A 16,096-nucleotide genomic window follows, 5' to 3' on the forward strand; every position below is an offset into this window, starting at 1 on the left:
GTCGAAGCGCTTGGTATCGGCGGCGAAAGCTTCGCGCATGCTGAAACCTTGCATGGCGTCGCGGTGTTGCTGAAGCGCCTGCCAGGCGGGCAGGGCCGTCACATCATGGGGTGTTCGGTAATACGCCATTGCGGGGGTCCTTGATGCATGGTGATGCCTTTAAAACGGCAGACATTGCCAGGCAGCGATAACGCAAATGCATAATCCATTGCGCCACAGAGTATGCAGCGCACGGTGCTATCTTTACTGGGTAATTAAATCCGACAATGCGGATTTGCAGGTTACCCCAGTATTTGCAAAGTAATCCTGCCAGCCCTTGAACTCCGTCCAGGCCGAAACAAAGACAAAATCAGTCTCGAACATTTCAGAAACCGTATGATCGTAACGACTGTCTCCAATAAAGAGCGCAGGGAATTCAATGTTACCTGCAGCGATTTCCCGGGCGAAAATGGTGTCTTTGGGATCGGGACTGCCAAAAATCCCGCCATCGAAGTAATCAGATATGCCCCGTTCAGAAAACACATGCCTCAACTCGACCTGAGCACCACCAGAGACAATCAGCCATTTAGCATTCGGCGAAGCACATCGAAGATCCTCAAGGTCCTCAGCAATCTTACATTGCATCAGGCCATCCGCAACTTCCTTGCTGTAGGCATCTAGCAGGTATTGCATGCCCGACTCATCCGAGCGCACACCCACTATTTCATTCAAAAAGTATTCAAACTTTTTAAACCTGGATATGCCGCCGTTGGCAGTATGATGGTCGACGAGCGCTTGCGCAGCTGCTTCACCGTAGCGCAGTGCGGCCAAGTAGAACGCCTGTGTTTTTACGCGATTCGAATCTAAAACCACGCCATCACAATCAAAAATGATTGTTTTATACTTTTGCAAGTTCAAACCCAAGCTCCTGCAGCGCACGCTCTACAACATCTACGTCGGTAGGAACATCCACCGCCAGGCTACCACCGCTGGTTTCGACCATTTTGACCGGCACACCCAACTCGAGGAACCGCAGAATTTCGATGTCCTCGCTGCTTTCTACCTCACCTTTTCGGCCAAAGCTGGCGTAGCTATCCAGTTGCTGGCGGGTGAATCCATAAATGCAGACTTGTTTTTTGTAGCGGCTTGGCGCAACGGCCGGATCTTTAAAACCAGGAACCGGTAGGCGAGACATGTACATCAGGTCACCTTTTTCAGTAGTGACCACTTTAGGAATATTGACGCTGTTTGGGTCTTCGGCATCATCAATCCAGCAGTAACCGTTCACCACCGAATCCATTGCCACCTTCTTGAGCTCCAGAACTTTCTGGATATCAACAGGATCAATCAGCGGCTCATCACCTTGTACGTTGATGTAGATGTCAGCCTCAATTTGCTGAGCAGCCTCTGCCAGACGGTCAGTCCCAGTCAGGGCCGTGCTGCTCGTCATCACCACATTGAAGCCAGCACCTTCCACCACCTGCGCTATGCGGTCATCTTCGGTAGCAACAAAAACGTTTTCTTGGCCGACCGCTTTGGCAGACAATTCGGCCACCCAAAGGATCATGGGTTTTCCCAGCAGATTCACCAAAGGCTTACCTGGGAACCGTGACGATTTATAGCGTGCGGGAATTACGACAACTGATTTCATATTAGTCAGATCGCATAAATAGATTTGGATTCGATCGCATAACGCGAAGGCGTTACTGCGGTGACGGGCAACTCCGGCGTCGACTTGAGGAACAGTTCCAACACAGACTCAACTTCAGCTGTACGCGGGTCATCTGCGCCATACCCATCAAACCCTGCCAAGTTGATCGAACGCGCATCCCCACTAGCAGCGATGGCCAACGCGTAAGCAAATACCAAAGAGGTCGGCAACGTGCAGTGTGTTGAGTTGAACTCAAACATATCCGAGTTTACGGTAATCCCGAAGTCAAGAAGGGCCGTCTCCCCCAATGCTTGCCTCACATCTTCTGGTAGCATGCTAGCTGGGGTTACCAGCGGCTGCGGCAAACGAGCATGCTCTGCGCAGTCAGCTAGCAGACGAACCGGATGGCAAGCCACTCTCACATCAATCAATTCCGAAGCAATCTTCGCTTGTGTGTTGAGTGCCATTACAAACGGCTTGCACCTGCGAATATAGGCCTCAATCGCAGCCCTATGCTTTTCCACACCAGGCCCGGTGCCCAGCAGCAACACATCGCGACCCGCTAATACCTCTGCGGGAGCCCAGCTCCCCTGCGTAGGGCTCTGATAGAAGACCCGGGCGGAATTCAATGTGCGCGAGCTGAATTTTTTGCCACCCTCAACACGCAGGTGCTCTATAACAGCCAGGATATCTTCTTCGCCATAACGCGAGTCGCCCAGCATTTCCTGGATGTAGGTAGGGTGTATCCCATACTTACCCGCCAGGTAATAGTAAGTATTGGTACCCCACCCACACTCATGCTGCAGAGGACGGAAGTAGCGATTGATCACGCCCATCAAGGGAACAACGTTAGCGCTTAGCCCACTGCGCTCCGAGAGCTCGATGACCAAGTACTCAGTTTTCGCATTACCGGGGCCACGCCCCATGCCGGTAACGGTGGCGTCCAACCAAGTGACGCCTTCGTCCAAGGCGCGCAGAGTGTTTTGTAGTGCCAAGCCCATGTTGTCATGAGTGTGAATACCCAGAGGGCCCTTCCAGCGCGAGCGCAGCCAACCGACAACCTGTGCCACTTGGTCAGGGCTCATGCTGCCCATGCTGTCAGCGAAATACAGAACATCCAATGGCCAGTTGGCGGCTGCGGCGGCCAAAGTCTCGACTTCCTGCTGATTACGGTCAGCAATCTGCATGAGGTTGAATCCGACCTGGAAACCGCGCTCTTTCAGCCAGGCCGATGCAGGAAGTGACTGTTCGAATTCGTGTACATGGCAGGCGATACGCACGAGTTCCACAGGCGACGTCGCCGCGCTCTCTGGAAACAGTCGGCTCAAGACCTCTTCCATCGGCAGCTCACTTCCGAGCAGCTCCACAGCATTAATCATGACTGCGACTGAAAGTGAGCCCGGTACATCGAGACTGCGGATGTAATGATCGGTGGTAAAAGCGCTCGCGCCCTTGAAACCGGAGTTTTTCAGAGAGCGTAAGCCCAGCTCGACGACGTTAACACCGGCAGCAGCCATTGCCTTCAGGTAGTCATCAACTACATCTTCCGGAAAATCCCAAGAATTATAGTAACCGCCATCACGCAGGGTGCAATCGATAACAGTACTCCCAATCACTTTGAAACTCCCTCAATAACCTGAACCAGTTCGTCATACACAACCTGCCAGTCCAGACTGTAACTGATAAAATCCATTCTCAAGTCAGAATCCTCAGGACGATCAACAATATGCTTGACGTCTATGAGGCGAGTTCGCTTGCGAATGTGATTATTGGCATTAAGCATCTTCGTATTCAAGTGCGCCACTCCTGGGCGCCCTGCAAACCTAGCAACATGTAGACCACCTGTGCCAGAGTTACCTACATAAGCATCGACAAAACTTGCATATTGAATTTTTTTGACACTGTCCGCGCCAACCACATTAAAAACAGGAATCGAAGGATCCAGACTCTTTCTAATTTCCTTTACAACGCCATTATCAAGATCGGTCTCACGCTGATCTCGAGGTGTTGGATGCATCGGCGAAGTCCATCCATCAAATACGACCCCTACCTCCGGGTATAGAGTCTTAAGCGAATTCAATATATTGACCGCAGAGTCAACCTGCTCAAGCCATGAACGCTTCTGGACTGTAACCCCAAACCAAATTAGCGGATAACAGGACATCAACCCTTTCGCAATTATTGGATCTAGTGAAACAATCCCCTTCCTTGCCAAGGAGACAAATCTCCGATCAAACCGATTAACACAATCAACTCGTGTCTGATCGAATACAGAGCCCACATGAAAATAGAAGCCCTTGATTTTGGTCACCTTACTCCACACCTCCTCAGGCGCCAGTAAAGCTTCAGGAACATTTACGCCATACAAACTCGAAAGGGAACAAAAATCAGCCCCCTTGTAATGAACGATACTCGGCAAGCGCTCTAAGAACCGGGCATCATGAAGAGCACCGACTGCCGGAGCCACATCGTAGTAAAAATGATAAGGACGACTATGTGATGCAATAATCCCAGAAAAACCTCGCCCACCCGAAGCGTACGCCGAAACCTCAACCATATTTCTGACGAGCTTATAAATGAAGCCCCTTACAAGACCATCAGACAAGTGCGGGGTCAGCGCAATAATATTTTTAGTAGGGAAATATATAGCGTCCGCCGAACCAACATGCTGAAAGACAAAGCACGCTTCACCTGTGGACGAGACAAATCTAAGCACATTTATCTCATTGCCCATCACATAGCTTTCATTACAGCATGCCATACCATAGCCGAAAGGATCGGGAACAATGACTGACCCTTTTGAAAGCGCAGTCTCCACCGCATCAATGCAGAAGTCACTAGAGGTAACATATTTTAAGAACGGTACGGCCCGAGACAGTTCGATAGGAACCTTACCAGAACTTAATTCCTTCAAACTGGAAACCTGCACTCCTCGAAATATAATATCATCGAGGACTGCATCACTGATTTTTGCTAAGAAACCGGACAAATCCGCCGCAAGCTTTCTAACATCTTTGCAATTGACAAACTCAGACCATAGATTTTGCAGACTGGCAGCTTTGAAACCAGTTGCCGCGGCATGAATCACCCGCCAGGGGTATTCCTCGTTATCAACTACAAAAATAATATCGACAGGCTGATTTAGGTCCACCTCGATAGTCACTTTGAACCCGCAGTGCAACTGAGGATGCACACTTAGCACATCCTGTGAGACCCTTAGGACACTGCTCAGCACATCACGACGCTCGACCGTTGCATAGACCTGATGCTCCGCATGCCCATTCCTAATTACTAAATGGATATCGGAGACATGGTGATCCTTCAAGAACCAACCCGCAAAAGATAACTTTCCATTACCCAATTGACGATGGGATGGTGTATCCAGGCACGAGTGAGGCACAACTCGCTTTAAGTTTGACTTAGCTTTATCGAGCACGGAAAGCTCTAAAAAATCAGGATGCACCTTTCCTTCCTTACGTAAAAAGATCTACCAGTCAGTATTCGGGACTCGCAAACCTCAAATCAAACCGCGTAAAAATGCCGCACGCTTCCAACCAATCAATACATCACCACCAAATGGGCGCGAGTACATGATCCAGCGAAACTCACCGCGCTGGTCCGGCTCGAGATCCAGTGCAATATTTTCGATATCCTTGGATACAAACATACCGCGATAAACACCATCCAACTTAATAATTGGCAAACCGATACGATGGAGAAATATTCCATTCTGATGGATCTGAGAGCCATGCGCAAAGCAACCGATGAAGTTGGAAATTACCTCCCCCTTTACAGTCGAACGGATACTTCCAGCTGCGGATGAAGAGTTTGTCACAGCACCACAGACAAACTCAGAGAATCCACTCAGTGAATCAGCATAGTGCACTTCAACTTCCGACAGCGAATCAAAATCGGCATTCAATGCCGAAACGCCAGCGATCGCAGCCGGAGAATGAAGATACTTGCTAATAACATCCTTACTAACAGCAGAAAAAGAAAATCGTGGCCAGTGTAAAAGCTCGGAATTTCGCGACAGACGAGCAATATCTTCCAGCACCTCATCGCTGCCATGCAAAAGCTCCGACGCACGACCAATATCATATAGCGAACGGAAATTGTTGGGCGAACTCACAATACGCTTCAGCGTTTTCGAAAGCTCCATTTCACCTGTTTTTATAACCACAGGGCGTACGTCCGTGCACTTATAGTCTTTCCAATACTTTTTCAGTCTAGGATGATTGAGAACGTTATTGCTCAAGGCAATACAGAACGACCCAAGGTGATGCTCGATTTCATAATTCTCGGTCGCCCCTAACGCCTCGACGTTGGAATCAAACATCTCATGAAGAAATTGCGCGTTATGCTTGCGACTAAAGAAGACGCTATCATTCACAAGCATCATTCGAGGACACTGCTCAGCAAGCCCACTGGAGTAGAGATAGTTAAAGCCAGACTTATAACTACCAAAGTCTCGACCGTAATTATACTTTTCAATATAGCAATCAATGATATCGCTATATCGTTCGGGATTTTTTATTTTTAACGTATTTACACAGAGAACGTACAAACCCGCCTCTTTGGCTGCACGAAGAAAATGAACTATATCGTCACGAATCTCGCCTTTCTGAAACAATGCCATCAGAACAATTTTCTGGCCAGCATAACTGGACGAATACAGCACGCTGTCTGCCTTGCCCAAACTCCTGAACCAGTTCATCCGAGACTGAAGCGAAACATAAGCGTATGCTGCCGGGTAGCGAAGCTGATCCGACAATTTCTGAAAAATACCCACAACGGCTCCTCAATCAATAACCAGTTAAAAGATCACGATTCAACAATAATGTTCTTGCTCACCGAGCAAGCAACAACACGATCTTTCTCCGGAGTTTTGATCAGAATACCGTAGGCACCAACTGGCAGCGTAGAAAGATCCGCGCGAATGAAGAAACCTGATCTTGTGTACTTTTCGTCATTAAATGCTTTAGCGACGTCTAACCGATCATAGCGCGAGCTTTCTTCAAAAGTATAGACATCGCCTTGAGCATTTTTCATTGTTACAACGAGCTTTCCGGTTCCTGCAGCGCTGTCGGAACCAAGTGCCCATCCGCGAAGCTCAACAACACCCTGACGAACCTTAACCCCCCTGTCTTTACTTCCTTGTACCAAATCTAATGCACAGCGATTAGATTTTTCTACTGGCAACGACGCAACAGAGTTCTCACCGCCACAGCCAGCGAGCGCCATTACGATCACTGCTGGAATCAACACGTATTTCATGCTCATGCAACTTCCCTAACGTTTATTTGCAATAATTTCTTCGTAGAGTTTCATGACCTGCCCAACACCTTCTCCTGTGATGAGCTTGCCCCCCTCCAATATGACGCAACGGTCGCACAAAGCGGCAATCTGGCCTTGAGAGTGCGATACGAGTACAACTGTTTGGCCTGACGCAATTTTTTGAATCATCGTACGCTCAGCCTTCTTCTTGAAGCTGGCGTCACCAACGCTAAGCACCTCATCGACCAGAATCACATCGGGACTCATGATGGTGCTGATGGCAAACCCCAATCGAGAGGCCATACCCGTCGAGTAGTTTCTCACCGGCTCTTCGAAATAATCACCCAGCTCCGAATAGGCCTTTATTTCTTCTACCCGTTCGATAACGCACTTTTTGGGATGCCCCAGCAGCATGCCGCCAAAAATTGCGTTATCTCGACCGGTAAGATTGCTGTCGAAGCCCGCCTGCAAGGCCAGCAAGGCCACCGAGGCGCCATGGTTCAAAACCTCACCCGAATCGGGGGTCAATGCGCCCGACAGAACTTTGAGCAACGTCGATTTGCCTGCGCCATTCCTGCCAAGAATGCCGAGCGTTTCGCCAGCCTTGATATCCAGGTCAATGCCTTTCAAGGGCTCATGGAACCCTCGCTTACCATTCAGCTTGAACCGCACACCTACGTTACGCAGCGAAAGGACTACATCAGACTTCATGCCATGCCCCGCCTTACAAACTTTTTCCGCTGCAGCTTGTAAACAATGTAATTGACAGCCGTCAACGCAACGCTCACTGCAAGCACATAGAGCAACCCTTTTGTTTCAGGAGCGGTTCCCTGCAGAATCACCTGGCGATAAGCGGAAATGATAACTGCCATTGGGTTGTACTGAACCCACTCTGCCACCTTCCCAGGCAGGGATTGGTAGTTGTAGATTACCCCCGAAAGGATCATCAGCAGGGTCAAGCCCGTACCAACGATGTTGGCAATATCGCGAACCATTGAAACAAGCGCCGCAAGCAGCATACCCAGCACGATGGTCAGCAGGAACTGCAGCACTACGATTATCGGGAAATAAATAAGACTTAAGCTCAAACTATCATCGTCAGCTACAAAGCGTAGAACGATCAGCAATAGCATGGCTGGCAACTGCTTGAACGTCGACTGCACAATATTGACAAGCGGAAAAAAGGCGGGCTGAACGTTACTGTTCAGCATGAGTGACTGACCGCCCAATATGCTGGTTGCACTGGTCGACACCGCTTTGGTGAACCACATCCAGGGCACTAAACCGCAGAGCAGGAATAGGCCATAATTCTCGACCCCCGCATTCAAGACTCTGCCGAACAGGAAATAATAAATAACGAGGTGCAGCAGAGGCTCCAGCACCACCCAAGCGTAATTAAGGTGGGTGCGCGAAGACTCTGACTTCAGGTTCAAAATGGCCTTGGTTACCACCAAAGTAGCAAAGTGCATAACCGAAGATGCCGAACCCTTGGCCTTTTTTAGTTCATCTTTTACAGCAGGCTCCGGCGTATTTAATATTTCGGCACCATATTGCATTGCCAACCGATATCGCCGCGCCAATGCGTGTTGCCCTGCCCGCTCGTAGGCCTGCGAAAGCTTTTGATAGGCTTGGGAGTGTGCTGGCTTCAAAGCGACTACAGCGTTCCAATACTCAGCGACCTCTTCCCACTGCTCTAGCTTTTCGGCGATTTCCGCAGCTTGGACCAGCGGCTCAACTTGATCAGGGGCCACATTGCGAGCAGTGAGGTTATGCGCCTTCGCGGCGGAAACATCACCGTTGCGCATTGCCAACGCGGCGGTGCGGCAAAGCAACTCCCAACAGTCACCCAGCACCGCACGACCTTGCCCCAGCAGCTGCGCTTCGAGCGCCGCCTCACCTTGCACCTGGGCCCAGTCTGCACTGATCAACCAGGTGGAGACGTGCTTATCGAAACGGTGTCGACTAAACTCTAAAAGCTCGCCCGCTTGTTCATACTGCTCTTGCTTAAAGCAGCAGACAGCGCCTTGCAACCATGGCGCAGGGTGGCCCTTATATTGCTCGCGGAAGGCCTGCCATAGCGTAGCCGCCTCCACCCAGCGTTTCTGCCGCATCAACGCGTTCGCCAATTCGAATGCCTGTGCGGGTGCGAGGTTTTCTATCTGAGTCATAAGTTCCAATGCGCAAAACGCAGGGCATTAGCCCTGCGTCTCGTCGATCGCTACCGTGGTTTTATTTGCTGTAATTCTCGAACACATCAACCTCGGCCAACCGCTTGCCAAGCAGGTCTTTCGCCGACAGCTGTGGTTCAAAGTCTATCGGCCAGTCAATTCCGATATCTGGGTCGTTCCAGATGATGCAGCGCTCGTGCGCTGGGGCGTAGAAGTCGGTGGTTTTGTACAGGAACTCTGCCGCTTCCGTGATGACGACAAAGCCGTGCGCGAATCCTTCCGGCACCCACAGCTGATGCTTGTTTTCTGCGGACAGGTGCGCCCCCACCCATTTGCCAAAGGTGGGCGAATCACGACGGACATCTACAGCAACGTCGAACACTTCACCCTGGACCACACGCACCAACTTGCCCTGCGCTTGCTGCAGCTGGTAATGCAGCCCACGCAGTACGCCCTTGGCAGAGCGGGAATGGTTGTCCTGTACAAAATTGACTTCGCGGCCTACCACTTCATCAAAAACCTTCTGGTTGAAGCTTTCGAAGAAGAAGCCACGGTCATCACCGAAAACCCGAGGCTCAAACAAAATGACTTCGGGAATTGCCAAAGGAGTAGCTTTCATTAGTAAATTTTTTCCTGCAGCAGGCGTTTCAGGTATTGGCCATAACCGTTCTTGGCCAGCGGCGCAGCCAGTTTTTCCAGCTGTTCTGCAGTGATCCATTGCTGGCGGAAAGCAACTTCTTCAGGACATGCAACCTTAAGGCCCTGGCGGTGCTCGATGGTTGCGATGTAGTGGCTTGCCTCGAGCAGCGAGTCGTGGGTGCCGGTGTCGAGCCATGCATAGCCCCGGCCCATGATCTCAACAGACAGGCTACCCTGCTCCATGTAGATGCGATTGAGATCAGTGATCTCCAACTCGCCGCGTGGCGAAGGCTGAATGCTCTTTGCAATCTCAACCACTTGCTGGTCATAGAAATACAGGCCGGTGACCGCGTAGTTCGACTTCGGCTGCAGCGGCTTCTCTTCCAAGCTGACAGCTTTGCCCTGGTCGTTGAACTCGACCACACCGTAACGCTCAGGGTCGTTGACGTGATAGGCAAACACGGTTGCACCATGGTCACGGTCTGTTGCGCTATGCAACAGTTCGTTGAAGTGGTGCCCGTAGAAAATGTTGTCGCCCAACACCAATGCCGACAGATCATTACCGATGAATTGCTCGCCAATGATGAAAGCTTGGGCCAGGCCGTCCGGCGAAGGCTGGACTGCATACTGGATATTCACCCCCCAACGCGCACCATCTCCCAGCAGCTGTTCAAAGCGCGGGGTGTCTTGCGGGGTGGAGATGATCAAAATGTCGCGAATACCCGCCAGCATTAGCGTAGTCAGCGGGTAGTAGATCATCGGCTTGTCGTACACCGGCAACAACTGCTTGGAGATGGACAGCGTTGCTGGGTGAAGACGGGTGCCGGAGCCACCGGCCAGGATAATCCCTTTACGTTTACTCATCATTGCTTCTCTATGATTTCTGTCAGCATCCGTGCCACACCGTATTCCCAGGACGGGAGATTCAGCTGGAAGGCTTTCTGCAGTTTTTCAGTATTCAGGCGGGAGTTGGCCGGGCGTTTGGCTGGCGTAGGGTAGGCATCTGTTGTGAGTGCATTGACTGCCTCGGCAGAGACTTTAAGCTCCAGACCAGCGGCAGCAGCCAGATTGATGACATAGCGCGCGTAACCGCACCATGTAGTTTCACCGCCCGCTGCCAGATGGTAGATACCGTCCAGCTTGGGGTTTTCCCGCGCAGCCGGAATGGCATGCGCCGTCACGTCGGCGATCAGTTCGGCCCCTGTAGGTGCACCAAACTGGTCATCGATCACGCCCAAGGTGTCGCGCTCACGCGCCAGTCGCAGCATGGTTTTCGCGAAGTTGTTGCCGCGGGCTGCGTACACCCAGCAAGTGCGGAAGACCAGGTGGCGGCAGCCCGATGCCTGAATTGCCTGCTCCCCGGCCAGCTTGCTTACGCCGTAGACGTTCAGCGGGCCAACACCGTCAGTCTCGCGCCAGGCCTGCGTACCGTCGCCAGGGAATACGTAATCGGTGGAGTAATGCACCAGCAACGCGCCACTGCTTGCCGCGGCCTCAGCCATTACAGCTACAGCCTCGGCGTTGACCAGGTGTGCCTGGCTCGGCTCGGATTCGGCCTTGTCCACTGCGGTGTAGGCGGCGGCATTAACGATAACGTCGGGAGCATAACGCGCCAGCGTGTCCTTGAGCCCTTCTAGGTTGCCCAGGTCACCGCAGAAATCAACGCTACGCGAATCCAGGGCAAGCACCTCGCCCAAGGGGGCGAGGCTGCGCTGCAGTTCCCAGCCCACTTGGCCATTCTTGCCCAACAGAAGAATTTTCATGCGCGGCGCTCGGCGTAGTTTTTCTCGACCCAATCACGGTAGTTACCGGACAGGACGCTTTCGACCCACGGTTGGTTTTCCAGGTACCACTGGACGGTCTTGCGAATGCCCGTTTCAAATGTTTCGGCAGGCTTCCAACCCAGCTCACGCTCCAGCTTGCGAGCATCGATCGCATACCGGCGGTCGTGCCCAGGGCGGTCGGTAACATAGGCGATCTGTTCGCTGTAGAGCTTGCCGTCGGCGCGTGGACGAAACTCGTCCAGCAAGGCGCAAACACGATTGACGATTTCCAGGTTCGGCTTTTCGTTCCAACCGCCAACGTTGTAAACCTCGCCCACGGCACCTGCCTCGAGCACGCGACGAATGGCGCTGCAGTGGTCTTTCACATACAACCAGTCACGAATCTGCTGGCCATCGCCGTATACCGGCAAGGCCTTGCCTGCCAGGGCATTGACGATCATCAGCGGGATCAGCTTCTCAGGGAAATGATACGGGCCGTAGTTATTCGAGCAGTTGGTGGTCAGTACTGGCAGGCCATAGGTATGGTGGTACGCCCGCACCAAGTGGTCGCTGGCTGCCTTACTCGCGGAGTACGGGCTGTTCGGTTCGTACTGGTGCTTTTCGGTGAAAGCTGGCGCATCGCCAGCCAGCGAACCGTACACTTCGTCGGTAGATACGTGAAGGAAGCGGAACTTTTGCTGCTCATCACCTTCCAACCCATTCCAGTAAGCACGAACGGCCTCTAGCAAGCGAAAGGTGCCAACGATATTGGTCTGGATGAAATCTTCCGGCCCATGGATGGAGCGATCAACATGCGATTCTGCAGCAAAATTGATGATGGCACGAGGGCGATGCTCGCCAAGCAGCTGCCCTACCAGTTGGCTGTCAGCGATGTCGCCATGCACAAACACATGCTGCGGGTTACCTTCCAGGGTGGAGAGATTCTCCAGGTTCCCGGCATAGGTCAGCTTGTCCAGGTTGATGACGGTTTCACCCGACTGGCCAACCCAGTCAAGCACGAAGTTGGCGCCGATGAAGCCGGCGCCACCAGTTACCAGAATAGTCATTTGATCAGATCTTTTTCAGTATTGTCGCGAGCAGCAACCCAAGGTTGCCAAGGAGGGTCTGACGATGCAGGCCTGCTTTGAGCACTTTGTAGACGCGCACAGGCAGGCTTCGTTTTCGGGCTGTCTTGAACAGCTTGAGGGTCTTGCGGTGATCTTTGCTCAACCGGTGACTCATGCTCTCCAAGGCACGGATATTCTGGGCATTCCACTCATAGAAACGCCCTTGGAATACCATGACCAGGCGTCGCAGGCGGGCGCACCAGTCAGAGTTGCTGCCGATGACATTGTCGGCATGCTGCCGGTAAAAAACCCGGGGTTCAGGGTCGTAGCGAACGGCGCCAGACGCACCAGTGATCAGCTGATAGCACCACCAGTCGTGGGAGGGCACGGTCAATTCAGCACCGGCTTCCATGATCAAGGCACGCGCGGCCTTGTTGAAGACCATGGTGTTGCCTCCGCTGATACTTTGAACCAGTGCATTTTTGAAATGTGGTGGAGAGGCAAAATTTGGCGATAATCCGCGATGGATTCCCCCGTCACAAATCAGCAGGGTGCGGCCACAATAAAGGGCAGGCTGGTCGGCAGGCACACTCGAAAGCCACTCTACAGCTGCCTGGAGCTTGCTTGGGCACCAAACGTCATCTTGATCCGACCACGCGAAATAATCCGCTTCGATGTCAGCCCTGCAGGTCAGCGAAAGGAAATTACGCACAAAGCCGGCTTGGGGACCGCTCACTATTTTGATGCGGTGTGAGCCCCACGACTCTACGTACCCTTTGAGTACCTCGAGCGTACCGTCCTGCGAGGCATCATCCGACACGTGGAGGACCCAGTTTCGATAGGTTTGCCGCTCGAAAGAATCCAGCTGCTGAGTCAGGAAATTGGCACCGTTATAGGTGCACATCAGGATCGCCACACGCGCAAGCTCAGGAATGCTTAATTCCTGAGCGAATAGGAGCCTGTCCGGCGTGTGAACGCCAGGGGGTTGAGTGAGCACCGCCACGCTTGTCTTCCCTGAAATGACAACTGCTTCCGCAGATACCCTAACTAAACTTGAGTGCCATCAAAAAGCCATTGCACAAAATCGCGAGGAAGGATAGCACAATCGCATCAGTTTCTGAATATCTCGTGAAATTCTTGCGCTCCAGATAAAATTTTCTTTAAAAAACAGAACAAAAATAACCAAAATCGTCACTGAAATTACATAGGTTTTCTGCGTAGTCACTTTCAGACCGAAAATTTGACCAGCCGGCGAGAAGATGCAGACTCGCCCCTGTTGCCAACGGCGGCAATGCACTCCCCACACCCAAGGAATGCCACCCTTCAAAGGTGGAACCGCATCTCCCTTAAAAAACCGTCCCCTGCACCAACCGCCTCAGGTACTGCCCGTACCCGTTCTTCGCCAAAGGCTCAGCCAGCCTCAACAATTCCTCGGCACCAATCCATCCCTGCCTGTATGCCACTTCCTCCGGGCAGGCCACCTTCAATCCCTGCCGCCGCTCGATAGTCGCGATATATCCACTCGCCTCCAGCAACGAATCATGCGTCCCGGTATCCAGCCAGGCATACCCGCGCCCCATGATCTCCACCGACAGCCGGTGCTGTTCCAGGTAAGCCCGATTCACATCGGTAATCTCTAACTCGCCCCGTTCGGATGGCCGAATACTCTTGGCAATCTCGATCACGTCATTGTCGTAGAAGTACAAGCCGGTCACGGCATAGCTGGACTTGGGCTTGGTTGGTTTCTCTTCCAGGCTAATGGCATTGCCCTGGCCGTCGAACTCGACTACGCCGTAGCGCTCAGGGTCATGCACGTGGTACGCGAACACGCTGGCGCTTCCCTGACGATCCATGGCACTGCGCAGCAAGTGCTGGAAGTCGTGGCCATAGTAGATGTTGTCACCCAGCACCAGCGCTGTGGGGTCGTTACCAATAAAGCCTTCGCCTATCAGGAAGGCCTGCGCCAGACCATCCGGGGATGGTTGCACCGCGTAGGTGATGTTGATGCCCCAGCGGTGACCGTTACCCAGCAGCTGTTCAAAGCGCGGGGTGTCTTGGGGGGTGGAGATGATCAGGATGTCATGGATGCCCGCCAGCATCAGGGTGGTCAGCGGGTAATAGATCATCGGTTTGTCGTACACCGGCAGCAGTTGCTTGGAAATTGCCAGGGTTGCGGGGTGCAGTCGGGTACCCGACCCGCCCGCCAGAATGATGCCTTTACGCTTCATGGTGGTCATTTCTCATGGGTTTCCTGAACATGCACAGTTTGCTCGGCCACTTGGCCGAAGCGGAGTACACATCGGTGATCAATGGCACGAATGCTTGGACTTTCGAGGCTACGTCCTGCCCCAACGAGGCCAGACTGCGTTGCAGCTCCCAACCTACCTGGCCGTCCTTGCCCAGTAGCAGAATCTTCATGCCGAACGTCCTGCGTAGTTCTTCTCTACCCAGTCACGGTAGCTTCCAGACTTTACGTTCTGCACCCACTCCTGGTTGTCGAGGTACCAGGCCACGGTCTTGCGAATACCGGTTTCGAAGGTTTCGGCAGGCTTCCAACCCAGTTCGCGCTCAAGCTTGCGGGCGTCGATGGCGTATCGACGGTCATGGCCTGGGCGGTCGGTCACGTAAGTGATCTGCTCGGCGTAGGGCTTGCCGTCGGCGCGGGGGCGCAGTTCGTCAAGCAAGGCGCACACGCGGTTGACGATTTCCAGGTTGGGCTTTTCATTCCAACCGCCCACGTTATATACCTCGCCGATCTTTCCGGCTTCCAGTACGCGGCGGATGGCGCTGCAGTGGTCCTTGACGTACAGCCAGTCGCGAATCTGCTGGCCGTCGCCGTATACCGGCAGCGGTTTGCCAGCCAGGGCGTTGACGATCATCAGCGGGATGAGTTTTTCCGGGAAGTGGTAAGGGCCGTAGTTGTTCGAGCAGTTGGTGGTCAGCACCGGCAGGCCGTAGGTGTGGTGGTACGATCGCACCAAGTGATCGCTGGCGGCCTTGCTGGCCGAGTACGGGCTGTTGGGCTGGTACTGGTGGGTTTCGGTAAAGGCCGGTTCGCCGGCGGCCAACGAACCGTAAACTTCGTCGGTGGACACATGAAGGAAGCGAAAAGCCTTGCGCGCCGGCTCATCCAGGCCGCCCCAATACGCGCGTACCGCTTCCAGCAGGCGGAAGGTGCCGACGATGTTGGTTTCGATGAAGTCTTCCGGGCCGTGAATCGAGCGGTCGACGTGCGACTCGGCGGCAAAGTTGACGATGGCGCGCGGCTGGTGGGTTTTCAGCAGCTGTTCCACCAGCGCGGAATCACCAATGTCGCCATGCACGAAAATGTGCCGCGCGTCGTCCTGCAGGCCGCTAAAGGTCTGCAGGTTGCCTGCGTAGGTGAGTTTGTCGAGATTGACCACGGGCTCGTCATTGCCGGCCAGCCAGTCCAGCACGAAGTTCGCGCCAATGAAGCCCGCACCACCGGTTACCAGAATGGCCATATATGTCTGCTTCCGCTGTCATGGTCCACTTCCACCTTCCTGGATTCTAGCTTGTTGGCGCTTGGCC

16 protein-coding genes are annotated in these 16,096 nt (G+C 53.0%); all 16 read right to left on the bottom strand.

The window, feature by feature from the left end:
- Positions 1 to 243: 243 nt before the first annotated feature.
- Complete coding sequence (locus CAG18_RS22895) at positions 244 to 897, bottom strand: HAD family hydrolase (protein ID WP_061302988.1); 654 nt, start codon at positions 895 to 897, stop codon at positions 244 to 246.
- The gene (locus CAG18_RS22900; RefSeq protein WP_061302990.1) at positions 878 to 1,630 is read right to left on the bottom strand and encodes a 3-deoxy-manno-octulosonate cytidylyltransferase; all 753 of its coding nucleotides are present in this window, start codon (positions 1,628 to 1,630) and stop codon (positions 878 to 880) included. The genes CAG18_RS22895 and CAG18_RS22900 overlap by 20 nt, the downstream gene beginning before the upstream one ends.
- A 5-nt stretch (positions 1,631 to 1,635) precedes the next feature.
- The gene (locus CAG18_RS22905; RefSeq protein WP_085721618.1) at positions 1,636 to 3,246 is read right to left on the bottom strand and encodes an aldolase catalytic domain-containing protein; all 1,611 of its coding nucleotides are present in this window, start codon (positions 3,244 to 3,246) and stop codon (positions 1,636 to 1,638) included.
- A complete protein-coding gene (locus CAG18_RS26860) occupies positions 3,243 to 5,093 on the bottom strand; it encodes a hypothetical protein (RefSeq protein ID WP_143492686.1) in 1,851 nt (616 codons plus the stop codon). Before CAG18_RS26860 ends, CAG18_RS22905 begins: the two co-directional genes overlap by 4 nt.
- Positions 5,094 to 5,147: 54 nt before the next feature.
- Entirely contained in the window at positions 5,148 to 6,422 is a 1,275-nt protein-coding gene (locus CAG18_RS22915; protein ID WP_085721619.1) for a rhamnan synthesis F family protein, read from the bottom strand.
- A gap of 32 nt (positions 6,423 to 6,454) precedes the next feature.
- Positions 6,455 to 6,913: a hypothetical protein gene (locus CAG18_RS26865; protein ID WP_139657552.1), complete on the bottom strand. Its 459-nt coding sequence runs from the start codon at positions 6,911 to 6,913 to the stop codon at positions 6,455 to 6,457.
- Between the two features lie 9 nt (positions 6,914 to 6,922).
- On the bottom strand, positions 6,923 to 7,618 hold the full coding sequence (locus CAG18_RS22920) for an ABC transporter ATP-binding protein (protein ID WP_085721620.1): 696 nt from the start codon (positions 7,616 to 7,618) through the stop codon (positions 6,923 to 6,925).
- Positions 7,615 to 9,075 (bottom strand): ABC transporter permease, encoded by a 1,461-nt coding sequence (locus CAG18_RS22925; RefSeq protein WP_085721621.1) that lies wholly within the window; start codon positions 9,073 to 9,075, stop codon positions 7,615 to 7,617. Before CAG18_RS22925 ends, CAG18_RS22920 begins: the two co-directional genes overlap by 4 nt.
- Before the next feature lie 61 nt (positions 9,076 to 9,136).
- The gene (gene rfbC / locus CAG18_RS22930; protein ID WP_085721622.1) at positions 9,137 to 9,694 is read right to left on the bottom strand and encodes a dTDP-4-dehydrorhamnose 3,5-epimerase; all 558 of its coding nucleotides are present in this window, start codon (positions 9,692 to 9,694) and stop codon (positions 9,137 to 9,139) included.
- A complete protein-coding gene (gene rfbA, locus CAG18_RS22935; RefSeq protein ID WP_039615107.1) occupies positions 9,694 to 10,578 on the bottom strand; it encodes a glucose-1-phosphate thymidylyltransferase RfbA in 885 nt (294 codons plus the stop codon). Before rfbA (CAG18_RS22935) ends, rfbC begins: the two co-directional genes overlap by 1 nt.
- Positions 10,578 to 11,477 (bottom strand): dTDP-4-dehydrorhamnose reductase, encoded by a 900-nt coding sequence (gene rfbD / locus CAG18_RS22940; protein ID WP_061303007.1) that lies wholly within the window; start codon positions 11,475 to 11,477, stop codon positions 10,578 to 10,580. Before rfbD ends, rfbA (CAG18_RS22935) begins: the two co-directional genes overlap by 1 nt.
- On the bottom strand, positions 11,474 to 12,544 hold the full coding sequence (rfbB, locus tag CAG18_RS22945) for a dTDP-glucose 4,6-dehydratase (protein ID WP_061303009.1): 1,071 nt from the start codon (positions 12,542 to 12,544) through the stop codon (positions 11,474 to 11,476). Before rfbB (CAG18_RS22945) ends, rfbD begins: the two co-directional genes overlap by 4 nt.
- A gap of 4 nt (positions 12,545 to 12,548) precedes the next feature.
- Positions 12,549 to 13,547: a glycosyltransferase family 2 protein gene (locus tag CAG18_RS22950; RefSeq protein ID WP_371807322.1), complete on the bottom strand. Its 999-nt coding sequence runs from the start codon at positions 13,545 to 13,547 to the stop codon at positions 12,549 to 12,551.
- A gap of 343 nt (positions 13,548 to 13,890) precedes the next feature.
- Entirely contained in the window at positions 13,891 to 14,772 is an 882-nt protein-coding gene (gene rfbA, locus CAG18_RS22955; RefSeq protein WP_061303017.1) for a glucose-1-phosphate thymidylyltransferase RfbA, read from the bottom strand.
- The gene (locus CAG18_RS27590; protein ID WP_085721623.1) at positions 14,762 to 14,962 is read right to left on the bottom strand and encodes a sugar nucleotide-binding protein; all 201 of its coding nucleotides are present in this window, start codon (positions 14,960 to 14,962) and stop codon (positions 14,762 to 14,764) included. The genes rfbA (CAG18_RS22955) and CAG18_RS27590 overlap by 11 nt, the downstream gene beginning before the upstream one ends.
- Positions 14,959 to 16,029, bottom strand: a complete 1,071-nt coding sequence (gene rfbB, locus CAG18_RS22965; RefSeq protein WP_085721624.1) for a dTDP-glucose 4,6-dehydratase — start codon at positions 16,027 to 16,029, stop codon at positions 14,959 to 14,961. Before rfbB (CAG18_RS22965) ends, CAG18_RS27590 begins: the two co-directional genes overlap by 4 nt.
- Positions 16,030 to 16,096 lie beyond the last annotated feature (67 nt).

The organism is Pseudomonas sp. B22(2017) (genome assembly GCF_002113105.1).
GTDB lineage: Bacteria > Pseudomonadota > Gammaproteobacteria > Pseudomonadales > Pseudomonadaceae > Aquipseudomonas > Aquipseudomonas asiatica.

Coding starts and splice junctions, on each gene's coding strand:
- CAG18_RS22925 (WP_085721621.1), bottom strand. CDS start 9,075: ATGACTCAGATAGAAAACCTCGCACCCGCACAGGCATTCGAATTGGCG.
- rfbD (WP_061303007.1), bottom strand. CDS start 11,477: ATGAAAATTCTTCTGTTGGGCAAGAATGGCCAAGTGGGCTGGGAACTG.
- CAG18_RS27590 (WP_085721623.1), bottom strand. CDS start 14,962: ATGAAGATTCTGCTACTGGGCAAGGACGGCCAGGTAGGTTGGGAGCTG.
- rfbA (WP_061303017.1), bottom strand. CDS start 14,772: ATGAAGCGTAAAGGCATCATTCTGGCGGGCGGGTCGGGTACCCGACTG.
- CAG18_RS22920 (WP_085721620.1), bottom strand. CDS start 7,618: ATGAAGTCTGATGTAGTCCTTTCGCTGCGTAACGTAGGTGTGCGGTTC.
- CAG18_RS22900 (WP_061302990.1), bottom strand. CDS start 1,630: ATGAAATCAGTTGTCGTAATTCCCGCACGCTATAAATCGTCACGGTTC.
- rfbB (WP_061303009.1), bottom strand. CDS start 12,544: ATGACTATTCTGGTAACTGGTGGCGCCGGCTTCATCGGCGCCAACTTC.
- rfbB (WP_085721624.1), bottom strand. CDS start 16,029: ATGGCCATTCTGGTAACCGGTGGTGCGGGCTTCATTGGCGCGAACTTC.
- CAG18_RS26865 (WP_139657552.1), bottom strand. CDS start 6,913: ATGAGCATGAAATACGTGTTGATTCCAGCAGTGATCGTAATGGCGCTC.
- rfbC (WP_085721622.1), bottom strand. CDS start 9,694: ATGAAAGCTACTCCTTTGGCAATTCCCGAAGTCATTTTGTTTGAGCCT.
- rfbA (WP_039615107.1), bottom strand. CDS start 10,578: ATGAGTAAACGTAAAGGGATTATCCTGGCCGGTGGCTCCGGCACCCGT.